The organism is Myxococcales bacterium (genome assembly GCA_016712525.1).
Taxonomy (GTDB): Bacteria; Myxococcota_A; Polyangia; order Polyangiales; family Polyangiaceae; genus JAAFHV01.
In genome coordinates this window covers 1,442,436-1,464,488 of sequence record JADJQX010000001.1, presented here as the reverse complement: position 1 = coordinate 1,464,488, position 22,053 = coordinate 1,442,436, and the positions used below count along the sequence as shown (strand labels likewise).

The window sequence follows — 22,053 nt, the reverse complement described above, 5'->3', positions numbered from 1 at the left end:
CCGGGGAACCTCGTGCTCCTCGGCCGCCGCGGATCAGCGGGCCTTGGTGGCGCCCTTGCCTTTCGCCCGGGCGCCGCGCTTTTTTCCTGGTTTTCCACCGTCGCCCTTCGTGACCTTCTTCGTCGCCACCTTGACGGCGGGCTTCTTCTTCGCGGCGGCGCGCTCCCGGGCCTCGTCGGCCTCGGCCGACACGCGGGCGAGCACCGCGTCGAACGCCAGGGCGACGTCCGTGACCTTGCCCTTCGCGGGGGCCTCGCGGGGGAGGAGGCCGAGGTCGGCGAGGCGTGTTTTGGCGTGCGCATCGAGCTCGGGCGCGAGCGCCGCACACAAGGTGCGCGTCACGTCCCGATCATGTGTATCTTCCACGGTTCGCGCGCGCACCCACGCCTCGTAGAGGGCCACCACGAGGAGCTTCCGCATCTTCGACGTGAAGCCGGTCGCCGCCCGAGCGAGCGCCGGGAACAAGGCCTCCGCGCGCCCCTTCGCGAGGGCCTCGGCGAGCACGTCGCGAGCCCCGGAGCCATGCACGAGCCAGTCGCCGGCGCGGAGGGCCTTCGTGAGGAGCGGGAGAGAGCCGAGCCGGGTGTGCCTCGCCAACGCGTCGATGTCGGCCCCGACGCCCGGAGGCGCCTGCAAGTCGACCACCACGAAGCCACCCTTCGCGAGGGCCGCCTTGGCGTCCGCGTAGCTCGCGCCCGCATGGAACCCTCGGGTCTCGGCGTACTCGCGCCCGCTCTCGATCTCCGCGTCCTCGTAGAGCTCGCGACGCAGCTCGTGGAGATCCACGAACGCGTCGATGGCCTCGAACACGACGTCGGCCTCGTCCTCCGGGACGTCCGGTTCGTCGATGGCGTCGAGCTTCTTGGCGTGGGACTTCGCGTCCTGCCGATAGAGGTAGGACGGCGCCGTGGTGAAGGCGCGAGGCACGCGGGTCTTTCCGGCCTTGGCGCCCTTGCCGAGCTGAAAGAGGAACACGTAGGGGCCCTCGCGAAGCGGGGACGGAGCGCTCGACGTGTCGTACGCGGGCTCGCGATCCTCGTCCTCGTCCCCCTCGCCCCAGGTCTTGTCCTCGAGCCACGACAAGAAGTCCTCGCCCTCCACCGTGCGCGCGCCGTCGTCGTGGTAGACGGACACGATCTGACCGAGCGTGCCACCCTTCGCGGGCGCGAGATCCACGACGTCATGATTTCCGCCGAAATCATGCGTGACGGGGATCCACTTCGCGTGGAACCACGACGGGGCGACGCCCGTGTCGGGGTCGACGTCGTCGTCCTCGAGCTCACCGGCGTCGAGGAGATCTTTCCAGATCTTCCACTGGTGGACGATCGACCCTACCGAGAGGAGCTGACGACCGTCGCAGACCTCGTCGCTCGGGCCGCCGTCGTGGGCGAGGTAGAACGCGCGCATCCCGGCCGGGAACCTGACGCCCATCTTGGCCTCGGCGGCCGAGATCGCGGCCTCCGTCGCGCCCTTCGGGAGGGTCACGCCAGCTCGCGCGGCGTTCGCCTCGATGCGGGTGATGGCCTCACGGTGGGCGCTCGGGCTCGCCCCTCCACCGGCCTTCGAGCCCTTCGTTTTCGTGTCCGGTCCCGCGTTGCCTCGACGTTTCATCGTTCCTCCTCCGCGCATGGTCGCGCGTCACCGCGCCGGTGGACAGGGAGATCGCGTCGCAGGTCGCAGGCGAGGCGCGAGGGTGGCAGACGCTACTTCGGCGAGCCGTTCGCCGCGGGAAGTGGTAAGGCGCGGCATGGCCATCCAGTGGTACCCCGGTCACATGGCGAAGGCGCGGCGCGCGATCGCCGAGGCCGTCCCCACGTGCGACGTCGTCATCGAGGTGCTCGACGCCCGCATGCCGCGGTCGAGCGAGAACCCCGTGCTCGGAGAGCTGCGCGGCCAAAAGCCTTGCCTCAAGGTGCTGTCGAAGAGCGATCTCGCCGACCCGGAGATCACGCGCGCGTGGCTCTCGGCCCTCGCGAAACCGGCGGGGCCGAGGTCCGCCGAGGTGGCCGCGCTCGCCATCACCACCCAAAAGAACGGCGACACCCTCTCGCGCGTGCCGGCCGCGTGCGCGCGCCTCGCGACGCGCCCGAACCTCGACAAACGCCCCGTGCGCGCCCTCGTCGTCGGGATCCCGAACGTCGGCAAATCGACGCTCGTGAACACGCTCATGGGCCGCAAAGTGGCCGAGGTCGGCGACGAGCCCGCCGTCACCAAATCGGTGCAGCGGGTCATCCTCAAGAGCGGCGTCGTCATCTCCGACGTCCCCGGCATTTTGTGGCCCAAGATCGAGGACGAGGGCTCGTCGCTCCGGCTCGCGCTCGGGGGCGCCATCCCGGAGACGGCGCTCGAGTTCGAGACCATCGCGCTCTTCGCGTGCGCGTTCTTGAGCGAGCGGTACCCCGATCTGCTGAAGAGTCGCTACAAACTCACAGAGCTCGGTCCGCCCGACGAGCTCCTCGTCGCGATCGGGAAGAAGCGCGGCGCGCTCCGCGCAGGCGGAAAGGTCGACCTGAACAAGGCCGCCCACACCGTCGTGACCGACTTTCGCTCGGGCGCCATCGGGCGCATCTCCCTCGAGCGCCCCGAGGATTTTGCGGCGCGCGACACGACCTGGGAAGAGCCCTCGGCGGCACCCGGACGCACGACCGACGACGACGGCGAACAGTGAGCTGACGTCGTCCCCTCGCGGGGCGGCTCTCGCGGCGTTTTGGCGGGCGCTCGGTTCGAGCGAAGAAAATTCGCGTGGGCGGGTCACGAATCGAAGGGCTCAGCCGATGTCCTCTCGAAACCAACGCCGACGACGCACCCCTCGACGCGGTGCCTCGGCTTCGCCCGGAGTGACCCATGGTTGCCTCTTCGACGGCCCGTGCGCAGATGCGCGCGTTCGCTACGACTCTCGCGCGTGTGTCGCTCTTCCTGCTCGTGACCTTCATGGTGCTTCGCGCTCCTGCGGCCCACGCAGAAACGCGCGTGACCGAGGACGCACGAGGCACCTCGAGCTTCGCGGGCCCCGAGCCCAAGAAGCGCTCCGTGCTCGCCTTCCCCCCGGACAACCGAGGCGGAAAGCAGCCTGTTTTCATATACTTGCACGGCATCGCCGGGAGCCCCGAGCGAGGGTGCGCCGAGCTCGCCCACGCCGTGCCGACGTACGGGTGGCTCGTGTGCCCGCACGCCAACGTGCGCGACGGTCAGAAGTACTCGTGGGGTGGGTCGCTCGCCGAACAATGGGCGGTGGTGACGCAGGCGGTCCGCGAGGTCGCGAGCGAGCCCGAGGTCGATCCGAGCGCGCCCGTCGTGCTGCTCGGGTTCTCGCAGGGCGCCTACGTGGCGGCGGACCTCCTGACGGCGTACCCGAACAAGGTTCGCGCCGCGCTCTTCGTCGGGGCCAACGTGCGCCTGAAGAAGGACGTGCTCGTGCGCTCGGGCGTGAAGAAGGTCGGGTTCACCGCGGGCCTCTACGACGCCACCCATGGCTACCTGGCCGAGAGCGCGAGGTTGCTGTCCGAGGCCGGGTATCCGGCGCAGTTCCGCTCGCTCGGCAAGGTGGGCCACACCTACGTGGGAGACCCGGAGGCGCGGGCCCTCGACAGCCTGATCTCCTGGATGGCGAACGACTGACGCTCCCTCGGACCTCACCGCTCCGATTCCTACACAAGGTGCTCGAGGGAGCCGTTCGCGCTCACTGTTCGAAGCAGTAGAGCCGATATCCCGCTCCGCACGCGGCGAGACCGGCGTTCGTCCACACGCTGTCCGCGCGGTTGGCGAGCCCCACGGTGCCCTTGTTCTCGGCCCCGCCGATCGTCCAGTTCGTGCAGTTCGCAGGTGTGACCTGCCCCGAGGTCTGCGTGCCGGTCCACACGTACTCTTGGCCCACTTGGGCGCCCGTCTCGTCGCGATCGATCGCGTGGAGCAAGGCGCCGGTCGTGAGCTGAACCCAGTCGTTCGCGACGAGCGCGCCGCTCGGGAGGCGGTACGGGCGCGTGCCGTGCGTGAGCCGCGAGCTCGCGGATCGGCTGGCGTCGTCGTCGCTTATCCACGCCTTCCACTTTCGAACGCGAAGCGCGGGCAACGCGCTGGAAAGCACCGCGCGGGCCGTGCACTTTTGGTCGGCGGCGATCGCACCACCGAGGTCTTCGCCGGAGAAGGTCTCGCTCGTCACGAAGACGAGGCGCGGGCAATCGACCTCGCCTAGGCATGGGCCCTCGACGCCGCCTTCGGCGCCGACGTCGACCGATGCGTCTCGGACGTCGTCGGTAGCGTCGATCCCATCGGGTTCGTCGCGCCCGGCGTCCCCTGACGAAGACGCGTCCGCGCCTCCCTCGACGGGCGCGTCGGTCGAGTCACTCCCGAACGAGGTGCACGCCGCGAGGGCCACGAACGCACCACCGACCACGAACGCACGGGACATCCTTCTCATGATACCACCGGCCTCCGCGCGCCAGCCCACCTACTTCGCGGCGCATACCTTCTTGCAGTCGCGGCACGAGGCGCAGCTCGATCCACACGTGCAGGCTTGGGTCGCGAGAGGGCATGCGCCCGCGTCGTCGCAGTCGGCCGCGCAGACCGGAGCCGCGTTCACGAACACACATGCCTCTCCCGGAGCGCAACGCGCGACGTCGCAGGCGTTCGTCGCGGAGGGTGCGCACGTCCCCACACATTGGGCCAACGTACCGAAGTTGTTCGCATTTCCTCCACAGCCGCCGTAGGTGAACGCTTCGCATTTTCCGGTTGTCGCGTCGAACCAGAAGCGCGGCACGAGGGCCTCGCACGGGCCCACCACCTTGGGGAGCGCGCAGGTTCCGGCCTCGACGACGGGTTGCGCGTCGGCGCTCGCGTCGATCCCTGGCGCCCCGTCACGGCCTTGGGTGCCATCGCCCCCGAGCGCTGCATCCAGAGGGTCGCCCGATGTCGTGGCACCGCCACACGCGGCGAAAGTCGTCATGACGAGACCGAACGAGACGACTAGGGCCCGACGCATGGGCTCATCGTGCACCGACGACGCACACGCGCAAGGGCCCGGAGCCTGGTAAGGAGAGGCGCCATGACGGAACGAAGCGCGACGCGCAAAGGGCGCGTGCTCGTGGTCGCCGGGTCGGACTCGGGCGGCGGAGCGGGCATCCAAGCCGACATCAAGGCCATCACTTGCCTCGGCGGGTTCGCCATGACCGCGGTCACCGCGATCACCGTGCAAAACACGCGCGGCGTCTTCGGCGTGCACGGGGTGCCCACGGGCGTCGTCGTCGACCAGATCCGCGTGGTCGCGGAGGACCTCGGCGTCGACGCCGTGAAGACCGGCATGCTCGGCTCGGCCGAGGTGGTTCAGGCCATCGCCGACGCCCTCGACGCCCACGCCGGGGACGCGCCGCGCATCGTCGACCCCGTGATGATCGCCAAAGGTGGGCACCCGCTCCTCGCGGACGAGGCGATCTCGGCCGTGCGCGCGAGGCTCGTGCCCGGGGCGGCGCTCGTGACGCCGAACGCCCCCGAGGCCGCGCGCCTCGCCGAGACCCCTGTCGACTCGCTCGACGGGCAGCGCCGCGCCGCAGAGAAGCTCCTCCGCATGGGCGCCAAGGCGGTCCTCGTGAAGGGCGCGCACCTCGACGGCGCGACGTTCTCCGACCTCTTGGCCACGCCCGAAGGGGAGCGTCTCTTTCTTCGCGAGCGCATCGAGACCACGTCGACACATGGCACGGGCTGCACGCTGGCTTCTGCCGTCGCCGCCTTGGTCGCGCAGGGCAGCGCTCTCGAGGACGCCGTTCGCGACGCGGGAGAGTACGTGCGCGGCGCCATCCGGAACGCCAAAGGCCTGGGGCACGGGCACGGACCCCTCGACCACGGGTGGGTGCTCCGAGACCGAGGCTGATCGCGCGAGGCACGAGGCCCAAGCTGGCGGGCGAAGGCGCGCGGGCTGCTACTCTTCGGGCGTGACCAAGGCCATCACGAACGTCGTCGGGTTCGACGACGCCCCCTTCGACCACGATCACCGCGGCGACGTGCGCCTCGTCGGCATCGTGTGCTCGCGCACGCGGCTCGACGGGGTCCTCTCGGGCAAGGTGCGGCGGGACGGGCGGAACTCCACGTCGGTGATGATCGAGCTCGTGCGGACGAGCCAGTTCCGCGAGCACGTGCGCGCCGTGCTCCTCCAAGGCATCGCGGTCGCCGGCTTCAACGTCGTCGACGTGCACGCGCTCCACGAGGGCCTCGGCGTGCCCGTCGTGGCCATCACGCGCCGCGAGCCGCGCTGGTCGCGTATCCGGCACGCGCTCTTCTCGTGCACACCGGGCGCCGACCGAAAGTGGGCGCTCATCCAGGCGGCAGGCCCGATGGACGCGGTGGCCGGGGTATACGTGCAGCGCGTGGGCATCGGGCTCGAAGAGACGCGCGCCATGCTCCGCGCGACGACGCTCCACGGGAGCCTCCCCGAGCCTCTCCGCCTCGCCCACCTCGTCGCGGGGGGCGTGACCACCGGCAAGAGCCGAGGGCGCGCCTGATCGGAGCGACGACATGGCAGCCCTCTTCCCCAAGATCCCGCACCTCCCGGGCTCCCGCACCGGCCCCTCGGACACCCACGTCTCGGAGGGCCGCGCCCGCGCGTACACGGACGTCGCACGGCGCGGTGTCGTCGTGACCGTGGAAGAGAAGCTCGACGGGAGCTCCGTCGTCGTCGTCCGTGAGGGCCGTACGATCGTCGCGTACGGTCGCGAGGGACGCCTCGCCGTAGGCTCACGGAACCTCGGGCGAAGGCTCTTCGCCCGTTGGGTCCGCGAGAACGAACGGCGGTTCGCCGAGCTGCTCGCGGAGGGCGAGCGCGTCGCAGGCGAGTGGCTCGCCGTCGCCCACGGGACGCGTTACGAGCTACCTCACGAGCCGTTCGTCCCGTTCGACATCCTCCGCGGCGAAGGGCGGTGCTCGCGCCCCGTGCTCGCGCGCCGGTGCGGAGAGGTGGGCCTCGTCGTACCTCACCTCGTGCACGCCGGAGGTGCCCTCGCGATCGCCGAGGCCGACCGGAGGCTCGGGCCACGCGGCCATCACGGCGCGGACGTCGCCGAGGGCCTCGTCTACCGCGAAGAGGAGGGCGATGTGTGCCGGAGCGTGGCCAAGGTCGTGCGCACCGGGAAGCTCGACGGCGCGCTGCTCGCCGACCACACGGGGCAGGACCATGTATTCTGCACGTGGCCGGGGAGCTCTGCCTGGCTCCAGGCGGCGCTCTCCGAAGACCCCGACGGGGCGAGCGGGACGGCCTCGTTCTTCGCGGCACTCGCACGCCCACTTCGCCCATAAACACATGAAATCGCTCACGTTCGTCACCCCCAACGGCTGGAAGCACGAGGAGGCGAGGCGGCTCCTCTCGAGCATCGACGTGCACTGGTCCCGCGAGGGGCTCCCCTCCCCACGCGGCCTCTCGCTCGAGGACACGGCCCGCGCGCGCGCCGCCGCGGCCTACGAGGCGCTCGGTGTCCCCGTGTTCGTCGAGAACACCGAGCTCGCGGTGGCGACGGCGGAGCACGGGCTGCGTGATGGGATCCGTGGAGGCGCCGCGAAGCGCCTCCTCGAGACCTTGGGCGAGCCGGAGCTCACCGCGCGGTACGGTGGGCTCGCCGCCGACACGCGGGTCGTCGTCGCGCTCGCGACCGGACCACGCCCACGCGACGTCATGACGTTCGAGGGCGAGATCTCCGGCACGATCGCCGAGGCTCCACGGGGCGACCACGGCTACGGGTGGGATCGCATCTTCGTCCCCGAGGGCTACACGCGCACGCTCGCGGAGCTCGCGAGCTCGAAGTTTCTCGTGAACATGCGGGAGAGGCCCTATCTCGACCTCGCCGATCACGTGCTCGGGCGGGCGTTCGGTGGTTCCTTCGAGGCGCACGTCACCGTCGCGCCTGGCTCGGCCGAGGAGATGCGCGTCTTCGCCGCTTCGTGCGACGCGCTCGGCGTGAAATGCGTGCGCATCGTGCTTCCACACGGGGTGGCCTCCGTGCAGCCCATGACCGCGAGCTACCACCGCGGCACCCTGCGCGAGGTCCAGGACGAGGTGAACGACCTCGCGCGGGCCCTCGTTCGTGCAGGGCTCCGGGTCACTCGCGTGAAGATCGAGGCCCATGGCCGGAACGCCGACGTGCCACGGACGCGCGAAGAGGCCATGAGGCTCCCACCGCAGAACTACTTCGAGCACCACGTGAAGGTCGTGCTTCCGAAAGGAGCGTCCCTCGACGGGGTCGCCTCCGTGGCCGCGCGGCACGATGCCCACCTCTCGCGGAACGCGAACGTCGTGCGGAGCGACGGCTCCGAAGAGCGCTTCGTCACGCTCCGCTCGTACCACGTGGGGCGGGACGAGGCGGAGGCGCGCTTCGAGGCGCTGCTCGATGCGCTCGAGGGCCTCGGTTTCCCGCTCAAGAACCGCCTCCGCGAGTACACCGTCGTCGACTCCGATCTCGCCGTCGACGCGGGCTGGATGGCCACGTGACCGAGCGCACGTTCCCCCCGGCGCGCAAGGTCCCGCCCGCCACCGCGCTCTTGCTCGCGTTCCTCGCGCGTGGACCTTTCCCCGAGACGTGGGCGCTGCGCGGCAGCGTCGTCACGCGAGCCCACAACCCGCGCGGGCGCGATCCGGTCGACCTCGACTACGTCGTGACCTCCCCGGCGTGGAATCCCGACGACGTCGTCGCGAGCGTCGAGGCGGTGCTCCGTAGGTCCCCTCTAGGACACGACGCGGTCGCGTTCGGAACGGTGCGCGCCGTGCCCATCTGGGAGGAGACCCGGTTTCCCGGGATACGCGCCTACGTCGAGGCCGACATCGCGGGCGTGCGCGACGAGCTCCAAGTCGACTTCGGGTGGGGTGATCCGATCGTGGCGCCGCTCGACACGATCGTGTTCCACGGCGTGGGTCCGCTTCGCGCCGTGTGCCGCGAGACGATGATCGCGTGGAAGCTCCACGGCCTCGTCGAGTGGGGACGCGGGCGCTGGCGGCCGAAGGATCTCCACGATCTGGACGTGCTCCTCGACGCGCCGATCGATGAAGGTGTGACACGAGCCTCGCTCGACGTCGCGTTCTCGAGCCGAGAGACTCCCCTCTCCGACCTGGGCGAGCTGCTCTACCGGCCCGCGTGGGGCGAGAGCCCCGGCCGACGAAAGACGTGGAAAAAGGCCACGGCGTCGCTCGGGCCGACCGCGGACTTCTTCCGCGCGCGTGCGCGTGTCGTGGGCTTGCTCGAGCGCCTCGGTCTCCGCGCAGAGCTCGCGTCGCACGAGGCACGCTTTCGCAGCGAGGACGAGGCACGCGCGCTGACGAGCACCCAGAGGGTGGCGCCGCCGCGCTGACTCAGCGCTCCACGAGCCCCGCGACCTCACCATCCTCGACCATGTACGACCGCGGGGTCGCGCTCGACTTCTGCGCGACGATCGCTTTGCACGTGAAGGTTCCTGCGATGCGCTCTCCGACGGGGACGGACGTACCCCACCCGTCGAGCTTCGCCTCGGAGAGGACAAGCGTGCATCCTGCACCCTTCGTACGGCTCGAGTAGCTCCCTCGATCCGACGTCTCGTAGGTCACGCTGCCGTCGCTCGAGACTTCGTCCGATATGTAGGTGCGAGGTCCGTCGAAGGTCCCGTTGCCGAAAGCGATCTCCATGCGGTCGTCGCCCGACCTCGCGAGACACACGATCCGGAGGTTGCCGGAGCCGTTCATGGAAGGCCTCGCCGTCCCCTCCCAGCGCGTCCTCGTCGCGCCGTCGACCAAGGTGAGCGCGCACGTCCCGTTCGGGATCGCGGCTGTCACCAGAGCCCCGGGACCGGGCCTCGGAGCGGCGCCGGGCTCCGATGAAGCACCTGGATCGCTGCCACACCCGACCACGACGACCGAGAGGACGAAGAGACCACGACGCACCAAGAAAGGGCAAAAATGGGCCATTTTCTCGTGAGTGGAGGCTCCGGGCAGAAATTATGGGGCGGTCGGGGCGAATGCGCCGAGCCGCACCTCGGGGGCTCACGGGGCCGAGCCGCGTTCGCGAGGTCGCGCGCGGGCGAGCTCCAGGAGGCGCTGACGCACGAAGGTGTGGAGCGGCTCGTCGTGGACCCGCGGGCTCCAGGCGAGGTCGAGGCGAGCAGGAGGCACATGAAACGGGACCTCCCGAAGCCGGAGGCCGAGCCGTGAGGCATGCAGGGACGCGAAGCTACGCGGCACGACGACTACGAGGTCGGACGTCGCCACGGCGAGCAGCCCGCTCGAGAAGCTCGTGACGCGCCGAACGATCCTCCGCCGGAGGCCGAGCGCGGCGAGGGACCGATCGACCGCGGTGGCGGCCGAATCGCCCGTAGGGCTCACCACGAGGTGCGAGAGCTCCGAGAAGAGCTCGGCGTCGAGGCGATGGCGGGCGCGCGGGTGCGAGCGCCGCATGGCGAGAGCGAAGGGCTCGTCGGCCAGGTGCGACACCCGGAGCGTCTCGGTGAAGCGCGTGCGAGGGGCGACGACGAGGTCGATACCCCCTTCGAGCGCGCGGCGAGGGGCCTCGTTCGTGTAAGGGACGAGGAGCACCTCCACCCTAGGGGCCTCTTCTTCGAAACGTCGACGGAGCGGCTCGAGCCATACGGCGTCGACGTGGTCCGAGGTCGACACGCTCACCTCACCCGCCGCACGCGCCGGATCGAAGCTCGGCCCGACGACGAGCGCCCTCGCGACCGCGCGCATGCCGTCGGCGGCGGGGCCCCTCAGACGCTCTCCGACCGCGGTGCGCTGGAGGCGCGCACCGATCCGCACGAGTAGCGGATCGCCGAAGTGGTCGCGAAGTCGCCGGAGCGCGTTGCTCGCGGCAGCAGGGGTGACGCCGAGGCGTTCGGCCGAAGCGGCCACGCTCGCGGTGTCGAGGAGGACGTCGAGCGCGCGGAGCATGTTCAGGTCGACCGCAGCGAGCGTCGCATCATCCTTCATGATGTGAATGTATTGAGTTCATCGACGTGAGTGGTGTGAATGTTTCGAGAGGCTACGGTTCTTCGTGTCACCTCCTCTTTCCACGGAGATCGTCATGACTCGAACCGAAGCCTCGCTCCACATCTCGTTCTCGGCCTCGAACCTCGCGAAGCTCGAGGCGATTCGCCCCGAACGCCGCGCCGTCCTGACCGACCTCTTCCAGGGCGACGGCACGAAGGATGCCGCGCGCATCGCGTCCCACTTCGCCGAAGACGCCATCTTTCAGATCGGCGCCATGCCCCCCGTGACGACGCGCGCCGGGGTCGAGGGCATGCTCGGCGGGTTCTTCGCCCAGAGCCCTTTCCTCGCGCTCGAGCACGAGCTCCTCGAGGTCTACGACCTGGACGAGGCGCTCCTCTGGAGGGCCAACGCCGTCTACCGCATGCCCGACGGCACCTCCATTTCCGTGCCGTACGTCAATCGCGTGACGTTCGCCGACGGCGCGTGCGCCGACTACCGGGTCCACATCGATCTGTCGGCGCTGAAACCTTCGTGACAGGCGCGGCGCGGCGCAGTCCGCGATCGGTCACGGTTCGACGGCGCCCGCGAGGGCCTCACTCGCCTCCGCCCAAGAACCCCTCGCCCGTCGCGACGATGCGCTCGGCGCGGGCTCGCTCGGCCTCGGGCCACGGCTCCTCGACGCAGCGGAACGCGCCGTAGTCGAAGGGCTCGCCCGGCGCGCTCGCGACCTGCTCGATGCGCTCGCGAATGCCTTTTTGAAGGAGCTCGATGGCGCGATGATGGCAATACGGGTTATTGCCCCTTTTGCCGAAGAGCACGTGCGCCGTCCACGAGCAACCACCGAGACAGGCCTCGGCGTAGTAGCAGGTCGCGCAGAAGCCCCAGAGGGCCGGCGACCTCCCGCGGTTCATGCGGAGCGGCTCGGCGCGCTCCCACACGTCGCGGAGGGAGGCGTCGCGCACGTTGCCTCCCACGTAGTCGCGCGAGGGGAGCGACGGGCAGCCCTTCACCGCGCCGTCGGCCTCGAGGCCCATGCCGAGCACACCCGCTTGGCACGAGAGGCGCGGGCCCTCGGGGCGGAGGACCGTCTCGTGGGGGCCGAAGTAGCCGATGTCGTTCCCGGGGAAAATGCGGGCGCCGCGGGCCTCGGCGCGCTTCGCGAGGCGCGCGAGCATGGGGAGCACCTCGAGCACCTGGTACGGCTCGAGCAAGAGCTCCGGGTGGTCGGCAGCGCGCCCCATGGGCACGGTCATCGACACTTGCCAGGCCACGACACCGAGGTCGAGCAGCCCCTCGAACATGGGCTCGATCTCACGCAGCGCCGGCCGCGCGATTTGGGTATTGGCCGACACACGCAGCCCCGCGTCACGCGCGTTCGAGATGGCCTCGAGCGCGGCGCGGTAGCTGCCTTTGCGCCCGCGCAGCACGTCGTGGGTCGCCTCGAGGGCGTCGACCGAGACGCTCACGGTTGTGGCGCCCGCTTCTTTGGCGAGCTTCGCGCGCTCGCGCGACATGCCACGGCCGCCGGTGAGGAGCCCGACCTCGATGCCTTTTTTGGCGAGCGCGGCGATGACATCGAGCCAGCCCTCGTGCAAGTAGGCTTCACCGCCGATGAGGGTCACCTCGCGCGTGCCAAGCTCGGCGAGCTCGTCGACGACACGCAGCGCCTCATCCGTCGAGAGCTCGTCCCGGCGCGCCTTGCCGGCGCGTGAGCCGCAGTGGATGCACTTGAGGTCGCATTTGAGCGTGAGCTCCCACACGACGTACCGAGGGCGGGCCGCGAGATCGCTGTCCGTAGCAGAGGGCGCGAGCGGCAGATGCCTGCGCCTCCCGGGGCCCGAGTCGAGCACGGGCAGGCTCGGGAGGCGCGAGGTCACGCGAGCCTCAGGGCTTCTTGTTCGGGGCGATGCCGTAGCGCATCGCGGGGCGCACTGGGGGCTCCTGCGGCGTGCCGGTGCCCGGCTGAAGCGGCGGGACCGACGCGACCGGGGGCGCGCTCGACGAGGGCTCCGGCGTGACGACGGGCGCCGAACCGCTCGGCGCGGCGCTCGCCGAGGGGACCTCGACGGTCGGGGTCGTCGGGGCTTCGGGCTTCGGATCGCACGCGGCGAGCGCGAGGGCCGCGAGCGACACGACGGAGAGGGCCGCGCCCGCTTGAACCACGCGCGCCGCGCCACAGAAGACACACGACGACTCGGTGGACTTGACGTGGCGATTGCAGCGCGGGCAGGGGATGAAAGCGGCCATCCCGTGACGATACGCGGGGAGAGAGGCGGCACGCAAGCGAGCGTCGGCGGGGAAGGCTCGACCCGACAGGACCTGAAGCTCCCGCCTCTCGGACCGCCTTCCGTCACGGCGTGAGGAGCCTTCCACCGCTCTCGGTGTAGACGCCGGACGTCTGCGTGTTGCCCGATGCGCAAGTGCTCTCGGTCGCGCCACCTTCTTTGGCCGGCAGACGGTCACCCCCAGCCGAGCCGGATCAACGCATAGAACACGAGGAGCCGCGGAACGCGCATGAGCACCAGCACGGCGTAGATGCGGTACGGCACCTTGTAGAGGCCGGCCACGTAGCAGAGCAGCGAGAACGGGATGGGTGACATCGCGCCGATCGCGACCGCGTAGTACCCGTACTTCGCGAACAGCGGATCGATCGTGGGCCGCGCGGCCTCGATGCGACGCGCGACGAACGGGACCTTCGCGAGCGTCCCCGCGACGAAGTACGCGACGTTCGCGGCGAGCACCGACGCGACGCACACCACGAGCACCGAAGGCACCTGCGGCGCGCCCGCGGCCACGGACGTAAGCATGTAGAACTGTGGGGGAATCGGGAAGTTGAAGGCGTCGGAGATGAAGGCCCCGAAGGCCATGCCCGCGTACCCGAACCGGTGCACGAAGGCCTCACCCAAGGCGCGCAGCTCCTGCCGAAAGAGCGTGGCGACGACGCTCACGCCGAGGAAGAGGACGCCGAGGGGCACGACGACCTGCGCGACGAGCCGCGCCACCTCACGCCCGCGCGCAGGCGCAGAGGGCGGCGCGGCGGACGGAGTGCTCGCGGTGGCGTCCGGAGGATCGGGAGACACGCGGACTCCCTACCCCGAACCGCCCCCGCGCACGAGCGCGAACGCGTGGGCCGCGCCCCGTAGGCGAACGCGACCCGACGGCTCCGTCGCGTCACACCGGGGACCGCACGACCCACGGGATCGACTCAGCCCGCGTCGGCTGCGACGCAGCACGCGACGCCCACGCCGCTCCCACAGTCGGCGTTGGCGTCGATCGTACCGCCCGGGCACGCGTTCGGGACGACGGGCACGCACGTTCCGCCCCGCGAGGCGCACGACGGCTTCGGCGTAGGCTTCGGCGGGACGCAGCACGCGACGCCCACACCGCCGCCGCAGTCGCCGCGGGGCTCCACGGTGCCAGCGCACGCGCCCGGGGCGACAGGGGCGCACGTGCCTCCGAGCGACGCACACGACGGCTTCGCGTTCGGGATGCAGCACGCCGCGCCCACTTTCCCTGCCCCGCAGTCGGACACGGCCGAGTCGACCGTACCGTTGGCGCAGGCGCCCGGAACGACCGCGGTGCACGAGCCTCCTTTCGCAGCGCAGGTGGGCAACGCGGCGTCGGGTGCGGGGGTAGCGTCGGCCGACGCATCGGGGGACGCGTCCGGCGAGGTGTCACCATCGCTCGACGAGCAGGCCATGGCGGTGAGGGTGGAAGCTACGAAAAGCAGGGAGAAGAAGGTCTTCATACCCGGGTGACACGGCGCCACGCCCGACGTCCCACGGAAAAGTGAAAAAACGTCGTCGAGCTGGTGCGCGGTCGCCCGTGCCCTACTCCATACCGGCGGGTCTCGCGGCTTCGCCGGGCCATTCCACGCTGCCCCTCCCGGGTGCGTAACGCCCCTCGGTCGCCCTACGTCGGTCAAAAACCGACCCGACCATGGCCCTGCAAGAACACGTCAGGTTCTACGCCGGCGCGCGGCGATCGCTCCGACGACCGCCGCCAGGATCGCGAGGCTCGCGGGCGCCGATACCGATGGAGCCGTAGCGTCGCACCCGAGCGCGCCGCAGTTGGGCTCGTCGTCCCAAGCGTCGTCGAGGGAAGACAGGTAGTCGGTGCACGCGTTCGGCGTGGGCGAAAGCAGCGCCTTGATCGCGTCGGCCTTCGTGAGCGGGAGCGAGGTCGCACCCCACATGCTGCACGTCTCGCTCAGGCCATTCGCTAGGATCGCGAGGCGATTCACCACGTAGGGCTCGACACCACCGTCCGCGGGCGCGGTGCTTGGCACCAGGATCTGGGCGATGACCTCGGTGCCGTCGGCCTCGTCGCGGATGGGTGACGTAAGGGGCACGCGTTGCCCGACGGCCAGGTTCGCGCCGTTCTGGTGGATCTCGACGATCTCGTAGCCCCAGCCCGCCCGCCGCATGACGACCACGCTCGCGTCCCTCATGCCCGCGTGCATGCACACGCACACCGAGCGAGCGACATCGCAATAGCTCGGCTGAACCAGCGCGATCTCCGCGGGCGTGAACCCCGCAGCGCGAAGCCACGTGACGACACGCGGGTCGTCGACGAGCTCACCGACCGACGCGAAGTTCGCGCGCTCCGCGATCGAACGTGCGAGCGCCGACTCTCCCGAGAGGTCCATGAGGTGCGCGACCGCGCAGTGCCTCCCGTCGACGTCGATGAAGATCGGGCGCCGTTCCCCAGGGAAGTGGCGGTTTTGGGGGAACACCCCCCGCGCGGCGTAGGCCTCGAGCTCGTCCAAGAGGAGGCGACGTACCTCGCGCTGGGCCGGGTCGAGGCCCCTCGGTCGCTTCGCGCGGAGAAACTGCAAGACGGCACGAAAGTGGGTTCTTACCGCGGTGATCTCGGCCTCGGGGCTCATCGCGTCGAAAGGCATCGACGTAGCCTAGCAGCACACGATGAATGTTCGAGCAGATCGTAAGAACCCACAAGTCACCATTGGAAGCGCTCGTCTCCGGGGGTATCCTGAGCCGCATGGCCTCTCGAAGGGCAGTACTTAGCCTTGCGGCAGGGGTGCTCATTGGCGCCAACCTCGGCTGCGGGACGGCCGAGGGCGTCGCGGCGGACGCCGGCACCGGCATCCCGAAACCGACGTGCACGGACGGAATCCCGGCGGCTGAGGACCGCACCCCCACGTGGGCTGGGTATCTGTTCAAGGGGACCGTCAGCGGTGCTTTGGCCGTCGACGCGACGGAGCTCTATTTTTTCTCCCGCGGCACCCGGCAATACGGCCTCTGGGCCGTCGACAAGCGGGGCGGGCAACCGCGACTCCTCGTGGACGGGGTGACACCGGGCTCGCTCGTCTCGGACGGGCCGTGGCTCCACGTCGATGGAGGACGACGCAAGAAGGCCGATCCGACGGTTTTCTACCCTTATCCCGAGAACGGCGAGTACGTCGGTCACGACACGACACACTTCTACCTCGTCGTCCGAGGCGACGATACCTACCGACTCGAGAAGGTCTCCAAAACGAACGATGCCGAACGAACCGTGTTGGCCGACCGGGTGTCTCCCGAAGCGCGCCTCGCCGTCGGGCACGTCGTATGGCCAACACCGTACAGCCCGTACAGCACCTCCTCTGACACCGTGTTCGAACGCGTGTCGACGAAAGGTGGCGCCGTCGAGCGGCTCGAATTGCCCTCCGGATCGCTCGTCGCAGCCGACTGCAACTACTTGTATTTCGCGGGGCGGGAGGGCGCATGGCGCATAGCGCGGGGTGGGAGCGAGCCCACCGTGCTCGGGAACATCCCCAAAGGCAACTCTTGGGCGATCGACGCCGCGGGCCTCTACACGTTCGTCGGCGAGCGGCTCCTGCGCTTGTCGTTGCGGTCCGGGGAGATCACCAGAGTCGCCGAAGACAAGCTCGCCCTCTCGGGGCCTTCCCTGGCGCTCGACGACACCACGGTCTACTTCGGGACGGAGGTCGGAATCGCCATGGTCACGAAGTGAGCCGAGCGGGCCCGAAGCCCGAGCTTGCGCATCCCTCGCGTGCGCTCAGCTCGCGAAGACCTTGGGCCAGCGGGCACCGGCGTCTTCGGGGCTCATGGGCGCGCCTGGTCGCCCCTTCGTGAGGGCCGCGGCGGCGACACGAACGAGGTCGCGCAGGTCGTGGATCGCGTGCCCGGGTGGGAGTCGTCCGATGTCGTCGGCCCATAGGCCCACCTCGCCGAGCGCCCCACGCCCATCGCGAAAATGGGCAGTCGCTCTCACCTCGTCGGGGATGCCCATGCGCGACGGGACCTCCACGCGCTCGGCGGCGAAGCGGGCGGCGACCGCGCGCATTCTGGTCGCGACCTCGGCGTCCACCGGGCCCTCCCACCGGAGGAGGCCGTCTCGGCGCATTCGCTCGTAGAGGGCATATCCATCGGACCGGAACGCGATCCGCTCGCCGTCACCATGAAACACGCTGAGATCGTGCCACGCGAGCTCGAGACGAGGGGCGCTCGCCGCCGAGGGCTGCGACGGTGCTCCGGGTGCGGCGCCCGCGTCGCCCGAGGCCATCGGTGGCTCGGTCGGCGCCGTCGCGGTGACCGCACGCCCACATCCCACTACCCCCACGACGAAGGTCACGACCGAACGACGTCCCACCCTCTTCGACTCGGAGACCGCGCGCATGCCCGAAGTGTACCCGAAAGGTCGCCGGGCGAAGGACGGGGAGTCGACGTCGGCCACCTCGCGCCTTCACTCCTCGAATGCCGATTTGAACTTGGCGCGACGGAGCGCCTGATCCGAGAGGACGAGCGCGCGAATCGGCTCGGGGAGCACTTCACGTTGGGCACGGCGCTCGCGCGCGCACGCGGCGTCGGCCTCGGCGGGCGCCGACGAGAGACCCACGGCGCGGATGGCGTAGTACGCGGCGCCGAGCTCGTGGTCGGCCATGTGCGCCGTCGCGGCCGCGTGACCACACGCGCGAGCGACCTCTCGGGCGACCGGGTCCGTCGTGGCCCTGGCTGCCGCGTGAGCTGCGACCGCGGCCTTTCGAGCTTCTCCCACCGAGGATTCGTGACGCGACCACGCCTTCGCGACGGAGACCGCGTGGGCGGGACGGTCGTCCCCCGGGCACCGCGACGCGAAGAGCGGGAGCACACGCTCGGCGCACGCCGCCGCCCACGCGGCCAGGTGACGGTGGGTGGTGTCGTCGAGCCGACCGCCGCGGTGAACGGCGACGAACCGCGGGTCGCGACGCCCCTCGTACGTGCGCTGCGGCCTCACTCGTGCGCCGGCTCGGTTTTGGGGGCATGCGGGTCGCTGCACGCCGAGAGCTCGTGGCGCGGCACGTACGGGTCGACCGGATCACCCTTCTTGGGCTGAGCGGAGCCGAAGACGCGCGCACCGGACCCGAGATCGACGCGGAAGTCGTTCTTGTCGTCCAGCTTGCCTGACACCGTGCGGTGCGCGTGGAGCGTGCCCACGGCGAACGTGGTGCCCTGCACGTCGGCCCAGAGGGGCACGTCGCGTTCGCACGTGAGCTCGTCGAGCTTGGGCATGCGCCCGGTGCCCGTGCCATAGCCTAGGCCACCCCAGGACGCTGCCTTCACCGAGCGCGACGCTACCCACCCCTCGGCGTGGAGCCAGCGCCCCGCCTCGAACCGGATCTTCGTGCGTTGGCCTTTTTGCGCGAGCACGGCGACGGGCTTCCCCTCCGTCCGTCCCTTCGCCTGTCCGGGCGCGGGCGGGATCGGCGTCTCGGCCTCGACCGTCGCGAGCTTCTTTCCTTGCTGGTCCTCGAGCGCGATCGTTTTGCCGCGCAGCTCGTGGGTGAAGGCGGGCTCGGGTCTCGACCCGTCGAACGGGGTGAGCTCGGTGCAGGGCACGTCGAACGTCGTCGTCGAGGCGGGCACGACGCTGGGATCGAGCTCGGTCGTCGGCCCGAGGGTGCTCTTCCCGATCCGAGCGATCGAGAGGCGATCGTAGTCGAGCCAGCCATCCCGCAAGACCCGCGTACGCGGATAGAGGACGAGGTCGTCGGTCGTGCCCACCTGCAGGGGGACCCCGCCCACGATCGACACCACGTCCCCGTCGATGGCGACGAAAACGACCCCCGGCTTCTCCTCTCGGAACACGAGCCGGACGCGGCGAAGAGCCCCGAGGGTGCGAGGGTGAGCGATGCGGGCAGCCCCGACGTAAACGTGCGCGATGCCGAACGCGGCGTTCGAGCCGCTCGCCGCGGCGACGTCGATGGTGCACGCCGAGGAGGGCACGTCGATCGGGACGGCCACTCGCGCAGGCTCGCCCGAGGTCGCCGGCGCGGGCGGCGGCGGCGGGACGGTGGGCGGGGGCGTGGTGCTCGCGGGGACGAGCGGAGGCGGCAACGCGGGGGGAGGCGTAGCGCACGCGGCGAGCATCGGCAGCCAGACGGACACGAGCGAGCGAGTCGAGAGCACGGACCTTGCGTACCCAAGGAACGGACTCCACGCAAACCCCGATCGTGGGCGCTCGGTGCCGGACGAATCCCCGCACAAATGGGGCGCCTTCGCGGCTCGCTGACACACCTTGCCCCAGGAGCGCGGGCGGTACGGTGGGACGCGGGGCCGTCGAGCGCCCGCGCAGCGCGGGTCGACCCGGAGGTGGGATATGGTGGGTCGATGGTCACGCGTCCTCGGAAGCCGAGCCCACCGCGAGCGCCCGCTCCTCCCGCTCACGCGGGAGACTCCCACAACTTCGGCCGCCACGTGACGATCCGGGAGACCGAGGTCCACAAGCCACGCACGCTCCTCTGGGAGTGGCTCGTGCTGGGCGAAGGCAGCCCGCTCCGCACCCTCCTCGCTACGATCGCCAAAGACGAGCTCGGCGAGCCCGAGGCCTTCACGTTCCTGCCCGAGCTCCGCTTCTCCACGCCCACCTCGCGCGAGGGTGGCACCGTCGAGAGGCTCGCGCTCGCGCCGCTCGGGTCGCTCTCTCCCACCCGAAAGAGGGAGCTCGCGATCGTGGTGGGGCGCGCGACCGCGCTCTTCGCCTGGCTCGGGCTCTCGGACCTCCACTGGGAGAACATGGCGCTCGGGCTCGACGATCGCGGGCGCATCGTGTTCGCACCGCTCGACGTCGAGATCGTGTTCGACGACCTCGCGCTCCCTACGGCGACGAAGCTCTTGCCCGAGGCCGACCCGGAGTACGGCGCCGTGAACCGACACGCGTGTGGGGTGCGACGGGTGCTCCCGTTCCTCGGCAAGCCCGTCGACGTCACCGACCTCGTGGCCATGGTCGACGCGTACCTCGGCATGCTCAGGACGCTCGAGCGCCACGGACGCCGCGTCGCAGACGTGCTCACGAACGTGCCGGGGCTCTCCGAGGCGCCCATCCGCGTCCTCCTCCGCGGCACGGGCGACTACGTGCGCGCCCGCTCGGCGCCGGTGTGGCCGCCCTTGCTCGACGCGGAGGCCGAGCAGCTCGCGCGCGGCGACATCCCCTACTTCTTCAGGCTCTACGGGCGACCGGGGATCCACTACTTCGTCGAGCCTTCGCTCGAGCGCCTCGGGCGACTGCCGACGAAGGGCGACGTGCCGCAGCTCGAGCCGCTCTTGCCGCTCGCCAAGGGCCTTCGCTCTCCGTCGCGCGTCTCGCTGCGCGAGGAGGGGCTCTTCGCGCTGCTCGGGGCGTTCGACCACCCGTCGTTCTCGGGCACGCACGCGTACGGCGCGATCGGCGTGACGTTCACCCCGCGGAGGCTCACGCTCACCGTGGGCCCGAAGGGTGACGAGCTCGTCGGCAAGCGCGACCTCCGCGCGTACGTCGGGAGCGTGTACCTGCCCTGCGAGTGCGGAGAGGTCCCCTCGCCGCTCGTGCCCGCGGTCACGACTTGCAAGGCCGCGCCTACGCGGTGACGATCCGGCCGCCACCGAAATCCTCGGACGTTTCCAGTATTTACGGGAGAAGAAACAAAGCGCCCATCGCGACGAGGCGCACGAGCAGCGCGCGCGCGGCGGGGTCCTTCGTCGCGGCCACGAGCTCGGGGCCCGCGTGGCGTCGCTTCGAGCACAGGGCCTTCGCGAGCGCCGTCGCGCGGGGCGGCACGACGAGCTCCACCCCGCCCACGTAGAGGCGGAGCGCCCCCTTCGTGCCGGGCAAGAACGCCCAGCGGGCCTCCTCGGAGCGCGCGAGCACGGCGCCCCGTTCGAGCTTGCGGAAGAGCGCCTTCTCTTCGGGAGCGCGCCGCGGCGGCTCGAGCTCGTGTCCGGGCTTGAGGCGCGTCGCGAACGACGCGAACCACCGATCGATGGCCTCGTCCGACGTGTCGAGCGAGCGCACCATGGCACGAATGCGGGAGAGCAGCTCCTCGGGGATGGCGCCCGGGTTCGACGCAGGCGAAAAGGGCGGGTCCACGAGCAAGGTCGACGACGCCGGGCTCTGCCTCGCGGACGCCGCGGCGAACGACGACCACACCTCGCCCATGCACGGCGATCGGAACCCGATCGAGTACGTGAGGCACGGCGTGACCGCGACACCGTGGTGCGCGAAGTTGGGCGGCAGGTACAGCATGTCGCCGGGCTCGAGCACCTCGTCGGCCTGCGCGTCGAACTCTTGGAGGATGCGGAGGTCGAGGTCGGGAAGGATGCGCCGGTCCTTCGTGGGCTTCGTGTGGTACTTCCAGCGCCGTTTTCCGCGGCCCTGGATGAGGAACACGTCGTAGCTGTCGACGTGCGGGCCTACGCTGCCGCCCGGCGCGGCGAAGCTCGTCATCACGTCGTCCACGCGCACGCTCGGGAGGAAGGAGAACGGCTCGAGGAGGAGCGCGGCCTCGGGGACCCAGCGGTTGATCTCTTGGACGAGGAGGGTCCATCCGCGCCTCGGGAGCCCGGCGAAGATCGACTCTTCCTGGGGCCCCCAGGTGACCTGCCAGGGGTACGCGCCGCCCTTCTCGCGCACGATGCGGGACTCGACCCCGTCCTCGCACGCGAGGCCTGCGAGCTCGTCGGGGTCGATCGGATCCACGAACCCCGGGAAGGCGCCGCGCACGAGCAGAGGCTTCTTCTGCCAGTGTTCGCGCAAGAACCGCGCGGTGGACATTCCGCCGAGGAGAGAGCTCTGCTTCGTCGCGTCGACCATGGGGCCGCTCTACCACCGCCGCTCCCTCCGTCGCCACAGTCGTCGCGACCGGGCGA

The 22,053-nt window shown here is 70.5% G+C and carries 24 protein-coding genes; 10 read left to right on the top strand and 14 right to left on the bottom strand.

Going from position 1 to position 22,053, the window contains the following annotated elements; translation table 11 throughout:
• Positions 1-33: 33 nt before the first annotated feature.
• Positions 34-1,611 carry an SMI1/KNR4 family protein gene (locus IPK71_06305; GenBank protein MBK8213349.1) on the bottom strand — a complete coding sequence of 526 codons (1,578 nt, stop codon included), beginning with the start codon at positions 1,609-1,611 and terminating at the stop codon, positions 34-36.
• Between the two features lie 136 nt (positions 1,612-1,747).
• Between IPK71_06305 and ylqF the strand changes: the two genes are divergently transcribed.
• Together ylqF and IPK71_06295 are read left to right on the top strand one after the other, a co-directional pair.
• Complete coding sequence (gene ylqF, locus IPK71_06300) at positions 1,748-2,668, top strand: ribosome biogenesis GTPase YlqF (protein MBK8213348.1); 921 nt, start codon at positions 1,748-1,750, stop codon at positions 2,666-2,668.
• 206 nt (positions 2,669-2,874) lie between these two features.
• Entirely contained in the window at positions 2,875-3,618 is a 744-nt protein-coding gene (locus tag IPK71_06295; GenBank protein ID MBK8213347.1) for a hypothetical protein, read from the top strand.
• 61 nt (positions 3,619-3,679) lie between these two features.
• Here the strand turns inward: IPK71_06295 and IPK71_06290 are convergent, their stop codons facing one another.
• Both IPK71_06290 and IPK71_06285 read right to left on the bottom strand, forming a co-directional pair.
• Positions 3,680-4,408, bottom strand: coding sequence for a hypothetical protein (locus tag IPK71_06290; protein ID MBK8213346.1), 729 nt, complete (start codon positions 4,406-4,408; stop codon positions 3,680-3,682).
• Between the two features lie 39 nt (positions 4,409-4,447).
• Positions 4,448-4,942 carry a BPTI/Kunitz domain-containing protein gene (locus IPK71_06285; GenBank protein ID MBK8213345.1) on the bottom strand — a complete coding sequence of 165 codons (495 nt, stop codon included), beginning with the start codon at positions 4,940-4,942 and terminating at the stop codon, positions 4,448-4,450.
• A gap of 99 nt (positions 4,943-5,041) precedes the next feature.
• Here IPK71_06285 and thiD point away from each other — a divergent pair, with 99 nt between their 5' ends.
• From thiD to IPK71_06260, 5 genes are all read left to right on the top strand, one after another.
• Positions 5,042-5,863, top strand: coding sequence for a bifunctional hydroxymethylpyrimidine kinase/phosphomethylpyrimidine kinase (thiD, locus tag IPK71_06280; GenBank protein ID MBK8213344.1), 822 nt, complete (start codon positions 5,042-5,044; stop codon positions 5,861-5,863).
• 61 nt (positions 5,864-5,924) lie between these two features.
• Complete coding sequence (locus tag IPK71_06275) at positions 5,925-6,491, top strand: DUF99 family protein (protein ID MBK8213343.1); 567 nt, start codon at positions 5,925-5,927, stop codon at positions 6,489-6,491.
• A gap of 13 nt (positions 6,492-6,504) precedes the next feature.
• The gene (locus tag IPK71_06270; GenBank protein MBK8213342.1) at positions 6,505-7,281 is read left to right on the top strand and encodes a hypothetical protein; all 777 of its coding nucleotides are present in this window, start codon (positions 6,505-6,507) and stop codon (positions 7,279-7,281) included.
• A 4-nt stretch (positions 7,282-7,285) separates the two neighbouring features.
• Positions 7,286-8,467 carry a hypothetical protein gene (locus tag IPK71_06265; GenBank protein MBK8213341.1) on the top strand — a complete coding sequence of 394 codons (1,182 nt, stop codon included), beginning with the start codon at positions 7,286-7,288 and terminating at the stop codon, positions 8,465-8,467.
• Complete coding sequence (locus IPK71_06260) at positions 8,464-9,321, top strand: nucleotidyl transferase AbiEii/AbiGii toxin family protein (protein ID MBK8213340.1); 858 nt, start codon at positions 8,464-8,466, stop codon at positions 9,319-9,321. The genes IPK71_06265 and IPK71_06260 overlap by 4 nt, the downstream gene beginning before the upstream one ends.
• A 1-nt stretch (position 9,322) precedes the next feature.
• Here the strand turns inward: IPK71_06260 and IPK71_06255 are convergent, their stop codons facing one another.
• Both IPK71_06255 and IPK71_06250 read right to left on the bottom strand, forming a co-directional pair.
• Positions 9,323-9,778, bottom strand: coding sequence for a hypothetical protein (locus IPK71_06255; protein MBK8213339.1), 456 nt, complete (start codon positions 9,776-9,778; stop codon positions 9,323-9,325).
• Positions 9,779-9,985: 207 nt separating this feature from the next.
• Positions 9,986-10,927, bottom strand: a complete 942-nt coding sequence (locus IPK71_06250) for a LysR family transcriptional regulator (GenBank protein MBK8213338.1) — start codon at positions 10,925-10,927, stop codon at positions 9,986-9,988.
• Between the two features lie 94 nt (positions 10,928-11,021).
• Between IPK71_06250 and IPK71_06245 the strand changes: the two genes are divergently transcribed.
• The gene (locus IPK71_06245; GenBank protein ID MBK8213337.1) at positions 11,022-11,462 is read left to right on the top strand and encodes a nuclear transport factor 2 family protein; all 441 of its coding nucleotides are present in this window, start codon (positions 11,022-11,024) and stop codon (positions 11,460-11,462) included.
• Between the two features lie 58 nt (positions 11,463-11,520).
• Here the strand turns inward: IPK71_06245 and IPK71_06240 are convergent, their stop codons facing one another.
• The 5 genes from IPK71_06240 to IPK71_06220 all read right to left on the bottom strand — a co-directional run bounded on the left by IPK71_06240 (position 11,521) and on the right by IPK71_06220 (position 15,830).
• Complete coding sequence (locus tag IPK71_06240) at positions 11,521-12,804, bottom strand: radical SAM protein (protein MBK8213336.1); 1,284 nt, start codon at positions 12,802-12,804, stop codon at positions 11,521-11,523.
• Between the two features lie 7 nt (positions 12,805-12,811).
• On the bottom strand, positions 12,812-13,174 hold the full coding sequence (locus IPK71_06235; GenBank protein ID MBK8213335.1) for a hypothetical protein: 363 nt from the start codon (positions 13,172-13,174) through the stop codon (positions 12,812-12,814).
• A 212-nt stretch (positions 13,175-13,386) separates the two neighbouring features.
• The gene (locus IPK71_06230; protein ID MBK8213334.1) at positions 13,387-13,929 is read right to left on the bottom strand and encodes a VTT domain-containing protein; all 543 of its coding nucleotides are present in this window, start codon (positions 13,927-13,929) and stop codon (positions 13,387-13,389) included.
• 203 nt (positions 13,930-14,132) lie between these two features.
• Entirely contained in the window at positions 14,133-14,627 is a 495-nt protein-coding gene (locus IPK71_06225; GenBank protein MBK8213333.1) for a hypothetical protein, read from the bottom strand.
• A gap of 258 nt (positions 14,628-14,885) precedes the next feature.
• Positions 14,886-15,830, bottom strand: coding sequence for a hypothetical protein (locus IPK71_06220; GenBank protein MBK8213332.1), 945 nt, complete (start codon positions 15,828-15,830; stop codon positions 14,886-14,888).
• A gap of 98 nt (positions 15,831-15,928) precedes the next feature.
• Here IPK71_06220 and IPK71_06215 point away from each other — a divergent pair, with 98 nt between their 5' ends.
• On the top strand, positions 15,929-16,903 hold the full coding sequence (locus tag IPK71_06215) for a hypothetical protein (protein ID MBK8213331.1): 975 nt from the start codon (positions 15,929-15,931) through the stop codon (positions 16,901-16,903).
• Positions 16,904-16,948: 45 nt separating this feature from the next.
• On the opposite strand, the gene IPK71_06210 is transcribed toward IPK71_06215, so the two are convergent.
• The 3 genes from IPK71_06210 to IPK71_06200 all read right to left on the bottom strand — a co-directional run bounded on the left by IPK71_06210 (position 16,949) and on the right by IPK71_06200 (position 19,338).
• Positions 16,949-17,569 (bottom strand): hypothetical protein, encoded by a 621-nt coding sequence (locus tag IPK71_06210; protein ID MBK8213330.1) that lies wholly within the window; start codon positions 17,567-17,569, stop codon positions 16,949-16,951.
• Between the two features lie 66 nt (positions 17,570-17,635).
• Complete coding sequence (locus IPK71_06205) at positions 17,636-18,166, bottom strand: hypothetical protein (GenBank protein MBK8213329.1); 531 nt, start codon at positions 18,164-18,166, stop codon at positions 17,636-17,638.
• Entirely contained in the window at positions 18,163-19,338 is a 1,176-nt protein-coding gene (locus IPK71_06200) for a hypothetical protein (GenBank protein ID MBK8213328.1), read from the bottom strand. The genes IPK71_06205 and IPK71_06200 overlap by 4 nt, the downstream gene beginning before the upstream one ends.
• Before the next feature lie 201 nt (positions 19,339-19,539).
• Between IPK71_06200 and IPK71_06195 the strand changes: the two genes are divergently transcribed.
• On the top strand, positions 19,540-20,775 hold the full coding sequence (locus tag IPK71_06195; protein MBK8213327.1) for a hypothetical protein: 1,236 nt from the start codon (positions 19,540-19,542) through the stop codon (positions 20,773-20,775).
• A gap of 40 nt (positions 20,776-20,815) precedes the next feature.
• Here IPK71_06195 and IPK71_06190 read toward each other — a convergent pair whose 3' ends face one another.
• Positions 20,816-21,997 (bottom strand): cupin domain-containing protein, encoded by a 1,182-nt coding sequence (locus IPK71_06190; protein ID MBK8213326.1) that lies wholly within the window; start codon positions 21,995-21,997, stop codon positions 20,816-20,818.
• Positions 21,998-22,053 lie beyond the last annotated feature (56 nt).

Bases quoted from the DNA above. Each gene is read 5' to 3' on its own strand.
- IPK71_06190 (MBK8213326.1), bottom strand. From the start codon at position 21,997: ATGGTCGACGCGACGAAGCAGAGCTCTCTCCTCGGCGGAATGTCCACC.
- IPK71_06195 (MBK8213327.1), top strand. From the start codon at position 19,540: ATGGTCACGCGTCCTCGGAAGCCGAGCCCACCGCGAGCGCCCGCTCCT.
- IPK71_06290 (MBK8213346.1), bottom strand. From the start codon at position 4,408: ATGTCCCGTGCGTTCGTGGTCGGTGGTGCGTTCGTGGCCCTCGCGGCG.
- IPK71_06215 (MBK8213331.1), top strand. From the start codon at position 15,929: ATGGCCTCTCGAAGGGCAGTACTTAGCCTTGCGGCAGGGGTGCTCATT.
- IPK71_06285 (MBK8213345.1), bottom strand. From the start codon at position 4,942: ATGACGACTTTCGCCGCGTGTGGCGGTGCCACGACATCGGGCGACCCT.
- IPK71_06305 (MBK8213349.1), bottom strand. From the start codon at position 1,611: ATGAAACGTCGAGGCAACGCGGGACCGGACACGAAAACGAAGGGCTCG.
- IPK71_06210 (MBK8213330.1), bottom strand. From the start codon at position 17,569: ATGCGCGCGGTCTCCGAGTCGAAGAGGGTGGGACGTCGTTCGGTCGTG.
- IPK71_06250 (MBK8213338.1), bottom strand. From the start codon at position 10,927: ATGAAGGATGATGCGACGCTCGCTGCGGTCGACCTGAACATGCTCCGC.
- IPK71_06225 (MBK8213333.1), bottom strand. From the start codon at position 14,627: ATGGCCTGCTCGTCGAGCGATGGTGACACCTCGCCGGACGCGTCCCCC.
- IPK71_06220 (MBK8213332.1), bottom strand. From the start codon at position 15,830: ATGCCTTTCGACGCGATGAGCCCCGAGGCCGAGATCACCGCGGTAAGA.
- IPK71_06235 (MBK8213335.1), bottom strand. From the start codon at position 13,174: ATGGCCGCTTTCATCCCCTGCCCGCGCTGCAATCGCCACGTCAAGTCC.
- thiD (MBK8213344.1), top strand. From the start codon at position 5,042: ATGACGGAACGAAGCGCGACGCGCAAAGGGCGCGTGCTCGTGGTCGCC.
- IPK71_06265 (MBK8213341.1), top strand. From the start codon at position 7,286: ATGAAATCGCTCACGTTCGTCACCCCCAACGGCTGGAAGCACGAGGAG.
- IPK71_06295 (MBK8213347.1), top strand. From the start codon at position 2,875: ATGCGCGCGTTCGCTACGACTCTCGCGCGTGTGTCGCTCTTCCTGCTC.
- ylqF (MBK8213348.1), top strand. From the start codon at position 1,748: ATGGCCATCCAGTGGTACCCCGGTCACATGGCGAAGGCGCGGCGCGCG.
- IPK71_06245 (MBK8213337.1), top strand. From the start codon at position 11,022: ATGACTCGAACCGAAGCCTCGCTCCACATCTCGTTCTCGGCCTCGAAC.
- IPK71_06270 (MBK8213342.1), top strand. From the start codon at position 6,505: ATGGCAGCCCTCTTCCCCAAGATCCCGCACCTCCCGGGCTCCCGCACC.